General features: G+C 38.8%; 12 protein-coding genes and 1 tRNA gene. 10 read left to right on the top strand and 3 right to left on the bottom strand.

Going from position 1 to position 14125, the window contains the following annotated elements:
* Window positions 1-712 precede the first annotated feature (712 nt).
* Window positions 713-785: transfer RNA gene (locus GNF10_RS09190), tRNA-His, on the bottom strand.
* Between the two features lie 124 nt (window positions 786-909).
* On the opposite strand from GNF10_RS09190, the gene GNF10_RS09185 reads away from it, so the two are divergent.
* The 3 genes from GNF10_RS09185 (at window position 910) to cobA (GNF10_RS09175) (ending at window position 2957) form a co-directional block, all read left to right on the top strand.
* A complete protein-coding gene (locus tag GNF10_RS09185) occupies window positions 910-1293 on the top strand; it encodes a DUF4359 domain-containing protein (RefSeq protein ID WP_114085803.1) in 384 nt (127 codons plus the stop codon).
* 150 nt (window positions 1294-1443) lie between these two features.
* A complete protein-coding gene (locus GNF10_RS09180) occupies window positions 1444-2181 on the top strand; it encodes a sirohydrochlorin chelatase (RefSeq protein ID WP_185585296.1) in 738 nt (245 codons plus the stop codon).
* Entirely contained in the window at window positions 2178-2957 is a 780-nt protein-coding gene (cobA, locus tag GNF10_RS09175) for a uroporphyrinogen-III C-methyltransferase (protein ID WP_185585297.1), read from the top strand. The genes GNF10_RS09180 and cobA (GNF10_RS09175) overlap by 4 nt, the downstream gene beginning before the upstream one ends.
* Before the next feature lie 30 nt (window positions 2958-2987).
* Here the strand turns inward: cobA (GNF10_RS09175) and GNF10_RS09170 are convergent, their stop codons facing one another.
* Entirely contained in the window at window positions 2988-3608 is a 621-nt protein-coding gene (locus GNF10_RS09170; RefSeq protein ID WP_185585298.1) for a hypothetical protein, read from the bottom strand.
* 428 nt (window positions 3609-4036) lie between these two features.
* On the opposite strand from GNF10_RS09170, the gene GNF10_RS09165 reads away from it, so the two are divergent.
* The 7 genes from GNF10_RS09165 to GNF10_RS09135 all read left to right on the top strand — a co-directional run bounded on the left by GNF10_RS09165 (window position 4037) and on the right by GNF10_RS09135 (window position 12575).
* Window positions 4037-5005 (top strand): homogentisate phytyltransferase, encoded by a 969-nt coding sequence (locus GNF10_RS09165; RefSeq protein ID WP_185585299.1) that lies wholly within the window; start codon window positions 4037-4039, stop codon window positions 5003-5005.
* 3 nt (window positions 5006-5008) lie between these two features.
* Window positions 5009-5482, top strand: coding sequence for a M48 family metallopeptidase (locus GNF10_RS09160; RefSeq protein ID WP_185585300.1), 474 nt, complete (start codon window positions 5009-5011; stop codon window positions 5480-5482).
* A gap of 421 nt (window positions 5483-5903) precedes the next feature.
* On the top strand, window positions 5904-8045 hold the full coding sequence (locus tag GNF10_RS09155) for a hybrid sensor histidine kinase/response regulator (protein WP_185585301.1): 2142 nt from the start codon (window positions 5904-5906) through the stop codon (window positions 8043-8045).
* A 180-nt stretch (window positions 8046-8225) separates the two neighbouring features.
* A complete protein-coding gene (locus GNF10_RS09150; RefSeq protein ID WP_185580757.1) occupies window positions 8226-9455 on the top strand; it encodes a tetratricopeptide repeat protein in 1230 nt (409 codons plus the stop codon).
* A 62-nt stretch (window positions 9456-9517) separates the two neighbouring features.
* Window positions 9518-11107: a uroporphyrinogen-III C-methyltransferase gene (cobA, locus tag GNF10_RS09145; protein ID WP_185580756.1), complete on the top strand. Its 1590-nt coding sequence runs from the start codon at window positions 9518-9520 to the stop codon at window positions 11105-11107.
* Between the two features lie 48 nt (window positions 11108-11155).
* Window positions 11156-11752: a dephospho-CoA kinase gene (coaE, locus tag GNF10_RS09140; protein WP_185580755.1), complete on the top strand. Its 597-nt coding sequence runs from the start codon at window positions 11156-11158 to the stop codon at window positions 11750-11752.
* 496 nt (window positions 11753-12248) lie between these two features.
* The gene (locus GNF10_RS09135) at window positions 12249-12575 is read left to right on the top strand and encodes a hypothetical protein (protein ID WP_185585596.1); all 327 of its coding nucleotides are present in this window, start codon (window positions 12249-12251) and stop codon (window positions 12573-12575) included.
* An 81-nt stretch (window positions 12576-12656) separates the two neighbouring features.
* Here GNF10_RS09135 and GNF10_RS09130 read toward each other — a convergent pair whose 3' ends face one another.
* A complete protein-coding gene (locus tag GNF10_RS09130) occupies window positions 12657-14060 on the bottom strand; it encodes a hypothetical protein (protein WP_185585595.1) in 1404 nt (467 codons plus the stop codon).
* Window positions 14061-14125: the final 65 nt, after the last annotated feature.

The following is a 14125-nucleotide window of genomic DNA, read 5'->3' as shown; positions in this document are numbered from 1 at the left end:
CCAATATTCTGAGAATTTAGATATAAATAATTCTATTGCTATTATCTATATCTAAATAAATGAAACAAAAATTAATAATTTGTTTTTAGTATAAACTATAATAAATTTAAATAAATTTTTGTTTAAATATAGACTAATGATTATTTGCATTAGTTATAGTTTAAGCAAAAGTTGTTTAAGTAGGGTCTGTTTATATGGCTACTAATACACCTAAGTTAATAGCTTCTGACCACAGTATAGGCAACATTTTGATTATCTCCTTGCTGGCCTTCTGTGGGCTGACTTTTATCATTCTTCTAGGAATTTTCTAACAGCTAAATGTGCGTTCAAAAACTTTTGAGGCTTAGATTCCTGACTTTTCTAAAAAGTCAGGAATCTTATTAATATAAATAGTTAATTTATCAGAGATTGACGAAAAAGGGTTATCAAGCTTTCTGCACTATCGACGTTGCTTAGATATGTACTTCTGCAAAGAAACAACATCTTGTAAAAGAGAAGTGAACATTGCACACTTAATTTTCTTTTAGCAAGTAGATTTGCTTATATACATAAAAAACTTAATAAGATAATCTTATTAATTATGGCATAATTGTGACCCTTCCAAGTTCATTAACTTGTAGGTGACAGTTACTTGCTAAAGTAATGGTTATGAATTCTCACAACCGCAACCCATCTCTTATAATAACTTATGGATAGTTATGAAATTATATAGGGCGAACGACGGGACTCGAACCCGCGAATGGTGGTACCACAAACCACTGCCTTAACCACTTGGCTACGCTCGCCATTCAACAATTCGAATTATAGCAATAATTTGGCAAACGATCAAGAGTTTATGTTCAAGGAACGGACTCAGTTGATTTAGAGTCTCTGAAATCTAACGATTACAATGTATTTTACTTGGCAAACATGAAACCCCTAACCATCATTGCATATACTGGAGCAGCAGCAGGACTCGCCGCCTTGGGTGTGACAATGGCAAAGACTAATCCCAGTCAGGTTGAATATGAAGAATATGCAGTGCAACGGTTGACGGAATACTTAAAAACCGATGTATGCAAAAAAACCACGAATATTATAGAAAATTTAATCCATTTTAATTGTGATAAGTTGGTTGACTCAGCTAACCCACAAATCCAAGGAATTATTGCCAGGACTACAGAAAGACAAAATTTTATGATTTTTAGCATTTACCGTACAGATTTAAAAATAAATTCTTGGATACCTTCATACAAATTTGAAACGGTGGGAGCTTTTGATCAATTTTATACTTACACTGCCGAAGAACAATGAAGCAAGTTGCAGTGGAAGAATATAAAAGTGATTAACAATACTTATATTTAGTAATTGACAATAGTTTCAATAATCACCAGAGTACTTATTAAACTAGCTTAATATTAAGTAAAATATGAGTATTAGTCACTGAGAGTTCAAGCTTTGCCGATGTCATCTGCCTATCTGCTAGTATCTCACGGAAGTCGCGATCCGCGCCCAGAAGTTGCTATGGAGCAACTAGCAAAGCTGCTATATAACAAATACCACAACCCATCTAATAACAAACATCTGGTTGGCATCGCTGCTTTAGAAATGAGTCCTCAGCCTTTACATGAGCAGATTCAACTATTTGCTAAAAGCGCTTTTGGTGATTGTCCACAGTCTCAAAACGAGAATCACCTCAAAATTGTACCGCTATTTCTGTTGCCGGGAGTCCATGTTATGACAGATATTCCCGCCGAAGTAGCGCTAGCGCAACAGGCTATTGGTCAAGATATCATGATTGAGTTGCAGCCACATTTAGGCTCTCACCCCAATTTAGAGAAATTACTGGCCAAGCAAATATCTACTATAAAAGCAGAAGCATGGATTCTGTTAGCTCATGGTAGCCGTCGCCCAGGTTCCAAAGAAACTGTGGAAGCAATGGCGACGAGTTTATCAGCAGTTGCTGCTTATTGGGCTGGGCCTCCTAGTTTAGAATCACAGGTGAAAGAGTTGGTAGCCGCTGGTTATAGCGAAATTGCAATTTTGCCATACTTTTTATTCGCAGGTGGAATAACTGATGCGATCGCGGCCTCCATAGAGGAGCTAAAATTACAATTTTCTGCGGTGAATTTCCAGTTGGCGCAGCCACTGGGAGCAAGTGCAGAATTAGCCGAGCTTATTTGGGATTTAACGGATAGATGAACCGCACAGAAAAACAGGAGAACGAGTATTTGGGAAAGGTTTATTTAGTAGGTGCGGGGCCAGGAGATCCAGGATTATTAACCCTGAAGGCGAAAGGTTTGTTGGAATGTGCAGATGTAGTTATCTATGATGCCTTAGTGAGTACGGCAATTCTGGCAATGATTAATCCCCAAGCTGAACAAATTAATGCTGGTAAGCGCAGGGGGAAACATTCGTTGTTCCAGGAAGAAACAACTCAATTAATGATTGAGAAAGCGCAGGGTCATGCAATTGTAGTGCGGTTAAAGGGTGGCGATCCGTTTATCTTTGGTCGTGGTGGCGAAGAGATGGAAGAATTAGTCAACGCTGGGATATTAACTGAAGTTGTGCCCGGTATCACATCGGGGATTGCTGCGGCGGCTTATGCAGGTATTCCATTGACTCATCGACTCTATAGCTCATCAGTGACATTTGTAACTGGTCACGAAGCGGCGGGTAAGTATAGACCGAAAGTAGATTGGAATGCGATCGCGCACGGTTCCGAAACCATTGTAATTTATATGGGAATTCACAATCTGCCTTATATCGTAGAACAGTTAAGTGCAGCTGGGTTAGATGTAGAAACGCCCATTGCTTTAGTGCGCTGGGGTACGCGCCCAGAACAAGAAGAATTGATTGGAACCTTAAAGACAATTGTAGAACAGGTAGAGCAAACTGGATTTGGTGCGCCTGCGATCGCAGTCATTGGACAAGTAGTAAATATGCACAGCATTTTGTCTAGTTGTCGTCCAGTTTAATGGCTGGCGCAAATGTGAAATAAAGTGTTTTTAAGTTTCTCGAATCCAAAATGCCAATCCTCCTCCACGGCCACGAGCTGCAATGAAATCTTCCGTCACTAAAAAGAAGGCAAAGAAAGGTAATTGCGCTATCGGCTGGTTGTAGAAATCTTCTGTTTGAACTTTACCAGAACGAATTGGTCTGTTATAAACAACACGACCAAATAGACTGATAAGCATCTGGTTAAAATCAAACGCCAATAAATTTTTCTTACCTGTATATTGCACTGGCCCCGTGAGCTTCAATAAAAGTTGCCCCAATTCAACCTGATTACAAATTTCGCCTCTATGTGAATCCTGTTCTAAGGTGGCATCAAAGGAAACATGGATTTTTATAAACTTGGGTACATACAAACCCTTGCCTAATACAATTCCTCCATGTTCTCTGGCTTTCTTAGTGCCAGTGGCAAAGCAAAGTTGCCATTTACCTAAAAGAAACTCAAAAGGATAAGTTAACCGTTCCTGCTTGGCAGATTTTTCTGCTTGTAGCAACGCATTTACTAATATTTCAGCATTAGGGCGTGTATCTTTCTGTCGTCGATATGCAGCCGCAGCCTGTGATAGCACGGTAACAAAGTCAAATTTGGCTACAGGTGTCAAATTAGCTGTCATAATTTAACTATTTCTTTGCTTTCCTGATAGATTGTAACCTTATGAAGAGTAGAGAGTGCAGAATCGAGAAGAGGTATTTTTATAATCGGTTGTTAGATTTTTCGCGATTGAGAGTCTTCCATAAGGTAGGTTGATTATTAGTCCCCTAGGTGTAATTGGTTTTTGAGTAGGGTTACGGTCAAATGTGCCTACCGCTACCTCCTCTATGAAAGCTCTTGTTAATGACCAAATTCTGTGACAATGGTTAACAATCTGACAATTCATGCAATATGGAAAAGTTAATGCGGAACTTAACGCCCCAACTTTTGCAGGGAATGGGGAAAATTCAAAGTCTCTCAAAAGGAGGAGAGAGGAATAAAAGTAAGGTTTTCCAAATTTTGTGAAAAGTCAGAGTTAACAATAAGCCGGAATTTGAATCTAAGGTACTCATGAGCCAGAGTTCTCAAAACAGCCCTTTGCCACGCAAACCTGTCCAATCATATTTCCATTGGTTATACGCTTTCTGGAAATTCTCTCGCCCTCACACGATTATTGGTACAAGTCTGAGTGTGTTGAGTTTGTATTTAATTGCTATTGCCACTAGTAATAATACTGCTTCTTTATTCACTACTGCCGGCTCACTAAGCCCTGTCTTCGGCGCATGGATTGCTTGTCTATGTGGCAATGTTTACATTGTAGGGCTGAATCAATTAGAAGATGTTGATATTGACAAGATTAATAAACCTCATTTACCGTTGGCATCAGGTGAGTTTTCTCAACAGATGGGACAATTAATTGTTGCGTCTACTGGGATTTTGGCGCTAGTTGTGGCGTGGCTAACTGGGCCATTCTTATTTGGTATGGTAGCAATTAGTTTGGCCATTGGTACTGCTTATTCTTTACCGCCAATTCGTTTAAAACAGTTTCCCTTTTGGGCGGCGCTGTGTATTTTTTCGGTGCGCGGCACAATTGTTAATTTAGGATTGTATCTGCATTATAGTTGGGCACTTAAACAAAGCCAAACAATTCCGCCTGTGGTGTGGGTGCTGACATTGTTTATTTTGGTATTTACCTTTGCGATCGCAATCTTTAAAGATATCCCAGATATAGAAGGCGATCGCCTCTACAATATTACTACTTTCACGATTAAGCTAGGGCCACAAGCTGTGTTTAATCTAGCTCTTTGGGTGATAACAGTCTGTTATCTAGGGATGATTCTGGTTGGGGTGCTACACCTAGCCTCAATTAACCCCATCTTTCTGGTAATTGCCCATTTAGGGCTGTTAGTTTGGATGTGGTGGCGGAGTTTGGCGGTAGACTTACAAGATAAAAGTGCGATCGCTCAATTCTACCAATTTATCTGGAAACTCTTTTTTATGGAATATCTGATTTTTCCTATCGCCTGCTTTTTGGCTTAGACAATGCTAGAAACCTTTCCTACCAGTTCTATTATCGCTGCTTCCGCAGTTATTTTGAGTTTGTCGATCCTAGGCTATTTCGCTTGGAAAACTTTGATTACCTCAGACTTGTTTCAAAAAGGAATCAATCTTGCTCAAGCAAAAGATTACCAAGGTGCAGAAGCAGCATTTCGCAAAGTGATTTCTCTCAACTCTACTAATGATGTAGTGCGCTTGTTTTTGGGAGATGTTTTAAACCAGCAAGGTCAAGTAGAGGAAGCAACAGAATTATTCCAGGAAGTGATTCGCCGCAGTCCAAAAAATCCCGATGCTTACTTGCGTCTGGCCAATATTCTTATGCAGCAAGAGCGAGAAGAAGAAGCTAAAACAAACCTGCTACAAGCTAAAGATTTATTGCAAAAACAGCGCCAACCCGAAAAAGCTAACAAAATCACTCAAGTGTTAGATAAAATGAGTATTAAGTCAAGTCAATCTTAAGTTGAGTGAGAATTGCAGAAATTAAATTTTCCTGTTGCGTCTCCTAATTTTTTTACCATTCCCATCATAATTATGGTGAGAATGGTTTTATTTTGGAATTATCCGTGTATTTTGTAATTATGTCCGTAATTTTCGTAAGTTTAATCGTTCCCTTCATAGTCCTTAGAATGACACAGAACTTAGCTAAACAATAGCCGAAACCTTAATTTTCATCATCAGTTAGGTGCAATACCCTGCGGTTAGTCAGTTAGATAACTCGTAGAGTAGCCGCTCCACGTCTCTGCGGTTTATAACGTCATTCATTCTCTTATTCCTATCTTAAGACAAGATAAAAGTAAATTTCAAACTGGCAAACAACTTTGGCTAATTAAAAAAATGCATTTAGTAGTAGATTTTATAGATTTAAAATAATCAAGTATTTATGTCAGATATTTTATCGGAATTTTGGACTATTTTTTTTACATCAGGATCATTTATTCCACATGGGCATTGTTATCTATGGCAAACTAATTTAGTTTGGTTACATATATTATCTGATGCGTTCATTGCAGTAGCTTATTATTCGATTCCAGCTACCCTATTTTACTTTGTCCGTAAACGGCAGGATCTACCCTTTGATTGGATTTTTCTGCTATTTAGTGCATTTATTGTCGCTTGCGGCACTACTCATTTAATAGAGATTTGGACACTTTGGCATCCAACTTATTGGGTAGCAGGGTTTGTCAAAGCATTAACTGCCATGATATCTGTAATTACGGCAGTCCAACTTGTGTCTTTAGTTCCACAAGCATTAGCACTTCCTAGCCCTGCTCAACTAGAACAAGCAAATCAACAACTTCAAACACAAATAGCCGAACGCTTACGGGTAGAAAAGGAACTGCGAAAATACCAAAATCATTTAGAAGAAATGGTTACTATTCGCACCAATGAAATTACCAAAACCAACGAGCAATTACAACAAGAAATTTTTGAACGCCAACGAATTTTAGAAGTTCTCCGACAAAGTGAAGAACGTTACCGTTATCTAGCAGAGGCAATTCCTCAACTTGTATGGACAACTAATGCTAACGGCGAATGTGATTTTTTTAATCAAAATTGGTGTGAATATACTGGGTTAACATTAGAGCAGTCCTTGGGTTCTGGTTGGTTAGCTGCATTGCATCCAGATGATATCCAAAATGCTGATGAAGTATGGTCTAATGCTGTAAATAATGGCACTATATATAACAATGAATATCGCTTTAAACGTGCTTTTGATGATTCCTACCGTTGGCAGCTAGCGCGAGCTTTACCGCTTAAAGATGAGCAAGGTATTGTAGTTAAGTGGTTTGGCACGTGTACAGATATCCACGAACAAAAACAAATACTTGAAGAACGGGCACACCTGCTGGAATTAGAACAAATAGCACGAGCCAAAGCAGAAACAGCCAATCGAATTAAAGATGAATTTCTAGCTGTCTTATCTCACGAACTACGCACTCCACTAAATGCAATTCTTGGCTGGTCAAAGTTATTACAAAGTCGGAGGTTAGACCAAGCAAAGACATCGCAAGCACTAGCCACAATCGAGAGGAATGCCAATTTACAAGTTCAACTCATTGAAGACTTGCTGGATATCTCCAGAATTTTGCAGGGCAAACTGACGCTGAATATTACGAAGATTAACCTAGAGTCTACGATATTGTCGGCATTAGAGACAATGCGTTTAGCAGCAGAAACAAAGTTAATTGAAGTGAGTACAGTATTTGAAGCGAATGTGAGACAAGTTATGGGCGACTCGACTCGTTTGCAGCAAGTTGTCTGGAATCTCGTTTCTAACGCTGTCAAATTTACACCCAAGGGAGGGAAAATAGAAGTGCGATTAGAGCAAGCTGATGGTTATGCTCAAATTATAGTTAGCGATACAGGTAAAGGAATCAGCCCTGAGTTTTTGCCATTCGTCTTTGATTACTTCCGCCAAGCAGATAGCACATCTACGAGAAATTTTGGTGGATTAGGATTGGGGTTGGCAATTGTGCGTAATATCGTCGAAATACATGGCGGTATTGTCAAAGCGAAGAGTGAAGGTGAGGATAAAGGGGCAATATTTACTGTTAGTTTGCCGCTTCTGCCAGATGAAAGCCAAAGCCTGACGAATAAACAAAACTATGCTGTATTCTTAACTTCTAACTCCTTACCTCTCAGTGGCATCCGAGTTTTAGTTGTAGATGATGATACTGATTCACGAGATATTATTGCTTTTGTACTAGAGCAAGATGGGGCTTTTGTAATTGCGGTATCTTCCGCTTATGAAGCATTAGAAAACCTAGCAGAGATAAAGCCAGATGTGTTGGTTAGCGATATTGGTATGCCTGAGATGGATGGCTATATGTTAATACATCAAGTAAGAAGTTTGAAACCAGAACAAGGTGGAAAAATCCCCGCGATTGCTTTGACTGCCTTTGCTAGAAATGATGACCAGCAAGAAGCACTAAAAGCTGGGTTTCAAATGCATTTATCCAAGCCTATTGACCCACAAAAATTAATCGCAGCTATTGCTAAAATTGTTGAATTAAAAGTGTAATAAATAAATAACATACCAATTTTTTACTCATAAAAAATCACTAGCCATTATGTATAAATGCACAATTATATGAGAGTAACTTGTATCAAGTTAGGTTAATCACTTATAATTCCTGCTAGAACCCCGCCAAAGCTACGCGACTCGATATTACATATAAACCAAGCAGGTAAGGTAATAAAAATGCTGAAAAACAAAAATGTACTGGTAGCAGCTATTATCTGCGTGTGTTTGAGTAATGGGAATACTGCCTTTGGTAAAAATATTGGTGTTGTTTTATCAAAAACTACAGACTCAAATCAAGCAGCACTTCCTGGGAACAAAAATGCAGTTGCTTATTTTGAGCAAGGAACTAATTTCTACAAACAAGGAGATTTCAAAGGAGCAGAGGCGGCTTTTCGGAAAGCGATTGAACTAGAACCCAAATTTGTGCAAGCTTATATTGCTTTGGCAAATACTCTCGACGATCAAGGCAAACCCCAAGAAGCGATCGCACATTACAAAAAAGCCATCAGCCTCGATCCTCAAGACTCTGGAGCCTACTTTAATTTGGGTTTAACTTTAGCAAGGCTCAATCAGTTAGAAGCTGCGATCGCCCAATATAAAAAAGCCCTCAGCCTTGAACCCAACTATGCAGACGCTCACTATAACTTAGGAAATGCTCTCTACGCCCAAGGTAAGCTAACCGAAGCAGTCACCGAATATACAGCTGCTATTCGCCTCAAACCCAGCTATGCCCCAACTTACACGCGTCTGGGAAACGCTCTGTACGATCGAGGTGAGCTAGCAGAGGCAGTTACTCAGTACAAAAAATCTATTAGCTTTGATCCCAAGTATGCAGACGCTCACTATTACTTAGGCAATGCTTTGTACGCTCAAGGAAAGTCAGCTGAAGCGATCGCCGAATATACAACAGCCATTCGTCTCTCTCCAAAAAATCCCGCAGGTTATAATGCCTTAGGAAATACTCTCTACGCTCAAGGCAAACTAGAAGAAGCGATCGCCCAATACAAACAAGCCCTCAGCCTTGAACCCAACTATGCAGACGCTCACTATAATCTAGCCAGCGCTTTTTACGCTCAAGGCAAGCTAACTGAAGCGATCGCCAACTATACCGAAGCGATTCGCCTCAATCCCAAACACGCACAAGCTTACACGGGTTTGGGAAATGCAATGGACGATCAAGGTAAACCCCAAGAAGCGATCGCACATTACAAAAAAGCCATTAGCCTTGTACCCAACGATGCATTCACTTACTATAATTTGGGAATCACTTTAGGAAGAGAACAACAGCTAGAAGAAGCGATCGTTAATCTCAAAAAAGCCAAAGAGTTATTCCAAGCTGAAGAGAACAAAGAAATGGTTGAGCAAGTCGATCAGCTAATCCAAAAAATTAATATCCGAACGAATTGAATTTAGGGAATTGGGAATTGGGAAGTAATAACCAATGACAAATGACAAATAACAAATGACAAATGACTAAGATTGAAGAAAGGGGCAAAGTCTACCTTGTAGGTGCTGGGCCTGGAGATGTGGCATACTTGACGGTAAAAGCTTACAATCTCTTAGCTGCTGCTCAGGTTTTAGTCTACGATGCCCTGGTAGATGCTCAATTATTGCAGTGTGTAGCAACTGATTGCTTGAAGTTGGATGTCGGTAAACGCGGTGGTAAACCCAGTACAACTCAAACTGAGATTAATAAGTTACTAGTAAAATATTGCCAGCAAGGAAAACAAGTTGTAAGGCTCAAATCAGGCGATCCATTGATTTTTGGGCGTTGCACTTCTGAAATTGAAGCATTGAAAGCATCTGGTTGTGATTTTGAACTGATACCAGGAATTTCTTCTGCCCTTGCAGCACCTCTGTTAGCAGGAATTCCCCTTACAGATCCGGTGTTGAGTCGTTGTTTTGCAGTGCTTACAGCTCATGAACCAGAGGTTTTAGACTGGGAGGCACTTTCACGCTTAGAGACACTAGTAATTTTGATGGGAGGGCAACATCTGCCAGAGATTGTACATCAACTGCTGCAACACGGGCGATCGCACTTAACACCGATTGCAATCATCCGTTGGGCAGGAACTCCTCGTCAAAAAATTTGGACAGCGCAACTGGGCAGTATTTTGGAACAAACCACCGGATTATCACTTTCCCCGGCGGTAATTGTTGTTGGCGAAGTTGTTGGGCTACATAAGTACTTACAACCTGAGAAAATAGATTATCAGGATTCGACTACAGCCCAAACTCCAATGTTAAACAGCCTCTCCGCTTCTTCCCAACCCCTCACAGGTAAAACAATCTTGGTGACACGTTCAGTTGGGCAGTCGAGTACATTTAGCGATCGCCTCATCAAATTAGGTGCAACAGTCATCGAAATGCCTACCTTAGAAATCGGCCCGCCCTCCAGTTGGGAAGCTTTGGATAATGCGATCGCTCATTTATCTCAGTTCGACTGGTTAATTTTCACTTCTAGCAATGGCATAGATTACTTTTTTGAAAGGTTAATTGCCCAAGGTAAAGATACCCGTGCCTTAGCAGGTGTAAAAATTGCCGTCGTTGGCGAGAAAACAGCCAATAGTCTCAAACAATACTCTCTCCAAGCAGATTTTATTCCCCCCAACTTTGTTGCCGATTCTTTAATAGAAAATTTCCCAGAGGAACTAAATGGTAAAAAAGTTTTATTTCCTAGAGTTGAAAGCGGCGGAAGAGAAGTTTTAGTTAAGGAATTAACTCTCAAGGGAGCAAAAGTAATTGAAGTTGCCGCATATCAATCTTGTTGTCCTAGCGATATTCCACCTGCGGCAGAGTTAGCCCTCCAAAACCGTAAGATAAATGTAATTACCTTTGCCAGTTCTAAAACTGTACAATTTTTCGACCAGCTAACTGAGAAGATATTGCCCGAAAACTCTGATGTTAGTCAACTCTTAGAGAGCGTTTGTATTGCCTCTATCGGCCCTCAAACCTCTAAAACTTGTCATGATTTATTCGGACGTGTAGATGTAGAAGCCCAAGAATATACTTTAGATGGTTTAACCCAAGCATTGGTAACATGGGCCATTAATTCTTAATCTCAAATAGCCAATGACTAATGACTAATGACTAATGACCAATGACCAATGACAAAACGTATAATCGGCTTAACCGGAGGTATTGCCACAGGCAAAACCACTGTCACCAATTATTTAGCTAGCGCTTATAACCTGCCGATTCTGGATGCAGATATTTATGCAAGAGAGGCAGTATCTTTAGGTTCGCCTATTCTGAGTGCGATCGCTCAACGTTACGGCGAACAAATTTTATTATCAGATGGCAGCCTCAACCGCCAGAAGCTAGGCGAAATTATCTTTAATCGTCAAGATGAACGCAACTGGATAGACAATTTAATTCATCCTGATGTGCGCGATCGCTTCCTCAAAGCAATTGACCAATCTTCCTTACAAACACTGGTGTTAGTAGTGCCTCTATTATTTGAAGCGGGAATGACTGATTTGGTTACAGAAATTTGGGTAGTGTGTTGTTCTCAAGAGCAACAACTACAAAGATTGATACAACGAAACCATTTAAATATAGAACAGGCACAAGCCAGGATCAACAGCCAATTATCTCTCGAAGAAAAAGTGGCTCGTGCAGATGTAGTTTTAGATAACTCTTCCACCCTAGAAAGACTACTGAAGCAGATAGATGTCGCTCTAAAAATTACAAGTATGGACTAGAACCTATCTATATTAAAAAATATACATAGATTGCATTTTCAAGACATAAAATCTTTATCATTTCAGATGATCTATTCCAGTAAAAAAATCTTATATTTGACCAGCTTTATGTAATAATTCGGTGATTTTACAGTTGAATCTGTGGTTGATGGTACTGTAAATTTAAATGATTGTTGACAAAAAGATATCATAAAGTTAAATTAAAGGCTAATAATTAAGAATTAAGAAAAATTAATTGTAAATTATTGATCTTATTTTAATATTGTTTTGTGATTTCCTTCTCGACGAACTGCTTGTAATTTAGTTTTGCTAGTTATTGGCTACAGACACTTAATTGGACATTGGGTGATAAATTCCTTTACTAGCTATCAATACGGTTGATTCCTAACTAGAGTGTCCACCTGTTCGATTCTGGATTGGTGACTAAAAAATGATTGAGATTCACCTAGAGTCCAGAACTCTTCGTTATAGATTTCTTCTTTGGGAGAACTCACTTATGTCTTTGATCAGGACAGGTATGAACTTAAGTTTTAGTTTTTTAAGCAAGTTAGCTCTAGTGAGCTTTCCAGTAAGCGAATTAAAGAAGAAAAATAAAATACACGATTATAGCCAACTAGCCTGGGGAAGTGACTACGTATTTGAGCGCCTCAACCAAGGAATGCTCGGATATATGACTGGAGTAGGAAAAGGCGTTAAACCCTGCGATCGCATTATTTTACGAGAAGGTTGTGAATCTTATCAATATCAAGTAGAAGAAGTTGATTATTATTCCGATCCATCTGATATGTGGATAGCTTTGCTTAAGAAAGTACCGATTGACTAAATATTAAAGTCAACTAGTTACTTCAATTCTATCTGTGAAGATTTCCCCTATCTTACTAGACTAATAAGAGAAAGAATATATCTATTTTAAATCGATCAAGAAATGAGCTATTAAAGTATTTCTTTCGTAGGATAGCAAGTAAAGATGCAGAAGATTTGGTTTATCTTTATCAAGGTGCATCACTGAACCATCAACAGCTAAATGGTGATGATCTATCCACCGCTCCTGCGAATCTAGTAAAAAACTGAAGTATGGGCTGACATCTGGATGATTTTTCGTTAATTCATCGTAGCTTTGATAAAAAGGAGGTATGCCAATTCCCATAGGCATATATAAACCTTTAGGATACTCTTCTACAGGCAATTGAGGAAGCTTTTTAAGATTAATGCCACTGATGAGTAATCTATTTTGTTCACTAGTCTTAGTATCTGTGAATACTAACTCAATTTCTTGTAAATTCTGTTCAATACCAATCGGTTTAATGTTCCTTAAAATAGTTTTATCAAATTTGCCTATTCTCCAGTATTGATTTCCCCAAGGCTTATTTTGGTCGTAAAATCCTGGTGGTCGAAAACTGGCAAATTTAATTTCATTTTTAGCATCGTAAAAATCTCTCCATTTTGTAATATTTTTCGCTAATGTAGTTCTAACTTTTCTACTTTGCTCTCCCGACACAATTATCTTTTCATCAAGGGGGAATTGAGTAGCAACTTCTTTTTGATCGAGTACGTTTCTTAGAAGATTACTCTTGACTATTGTGCCACTTGGATCTTGCCAGTGTTCTAACTTCCACCAATGCTTCCAATAAGAAATATTATTAATTTTTTCAAAAATATTTTTGTAATGTCCCATCGGGAAGGTAAACCAACTTTGATAATAAAGGGATTTATTACCATCCTCTTTAGTGAAAAGTAAAATTTCCCAAAATCCTGCATTTAAACAATTATTAGCCAAAGCAACTTCTACCAGATTTTGCTTTTCAAAACCGTCTCCGCCGCTAATTTCTATATTTGGTGAGTTAGCAGGAAAGCTAACTTGTTGTCTATTCCACTCCCGGTCTGTAAAAGCGATTATTTCTAAAACTTGATCTTTTTTAACCCATTCTGGTGCTTTAGGAACTAATAGCTCTAAATCAACATTTTTTATAATGATTTGCGCCGTTTTGTTGTCTGTTGGCTCAATCACAAAATCGAAATGTGTATCATCTCTCTTAATAACTGTTAATTTTCTCTGAGAATATCTTTGAAAATTTTTACCCAAGGGTGCGGGATTGACTGGATAATCGACATTAGATAATTCTTGTAGGTTTACACTCATCTTATTATCAAATTTATATCTGGATTGAAACCATAAGCCAGCCAATCCGAGCAAACCAAGACATAGAATAAGGGTGCTAAATAAAATCTGTTTATTCGTGACTCTAAAATTAAGCTTGCTAAATCGTGAAATGCCTGCATTCTTTTCCTTTGCAGAAGTGTTTTTCATGGGATAGATTAATTTTTATGAGAATGATACTTAACAGCATACCGTTATGTGAAACTGATTTTTCA

This window comes from Nostoc sp. UCD121 (assembly GCF_014222285.1).
In the GTDB taxonomy this organism is placed as follows: Bacteria; Cyanobacteriota; Cyanobacteriia; order Cyanobacteriales; family Nostocaceae; genus Nostoc.
The sequence above is the reverse complement of the archived record's forward strand: the minus strand, read 5'-3'. Positions and strand labels throughout refer to the sequence as shown.

Excerpts from the sequence above, each read along its gene's own strand:
- GNF10_RS09185 (WP_114085803.1), top strand. The coding sequence starts at position 910 with ATGAAACCCCTAACCATCATTGCATATACTGGAGCAGCAGCAGGACTC.
- GNF10_RS09180 (WP_185585296.1), top strand. The coding sequence starts at position 1,444 with ATGTCATCTGCCTATCTGCTAGTATCTCACGGAAGTCGCGATCCGCGC.
- cobA (WP_185585297.1), top strand. The coding sequence starts at position 2,178 with ATGAACCGCACAGAAAAACAGGAGAACGAGTATTTGGGAAAGGTTTAT.
- GNF10_RS09170 (WP_185585298.1), bottom strand. The coding sequence starts at position 3,608 with ATGACAGCTAATTTGACACCTGTAGCCAAATTTGACTTTGTTACCGTG.
- GNF10_RS09165 (WP_185585299.1), top strand. The coding sequence starts at position 4,037 with ATGAGCCAGAGTTCTCAAAACAGCCCTTTGCCACGCAAACCTGTCCAA.
- GNF10_RS09160 (WP_185585300.1), top strand. The coding sequence starts at position 5,009 with ATGCTAGAAACCTTTCCTACCAGTTCTATTATCGCTGCTTCCGCAGTT.
- GNF10_RS09155 (WP_185585301.1), top strand. The coding sequence starts at position 5,904 with ATGTCAGATATTTTATCGGAATTTTGGACTATTTTTTTTACATCAGGA.
- GNF10_RS09150 (WP_185580757.1), top strand. The coding sequence starts at position 8,226 with ATGCTGAAAAACAAAAATGTACTGGTAGCAGCTATTATCTGCGTGTGT.
- cobA (WP_185580756.1), top strand. The coding sequence starts at position 9,518 with ATGACTAAGATTGAAGAAAGGGGCAAAGTCTACCTTGTAGGTGCTGGG.
- coaE (WP_185580755.1), top strand. The coding sequence starts at position 11,156 with ATGACAAAACGTATAATCGGCTTAACCGGAGGTATTGCCACAGGCAAA.
- GNF10_RS09135 (WP_185585596.1), top strand. The coding sequence starts at position 12,249 with ATGTCTTTGATCAGGACAGGTATGAACTTAAGTTTTAGTTTTTTAAGC.
- GNF10_RS09130 (WP_185585595.1), bottom strand. The coding sequence starts at position 14,060 with ATGAAAAACACTTCTGCAAAGGAAAAGAATGCAGGCATTTCACGATTT.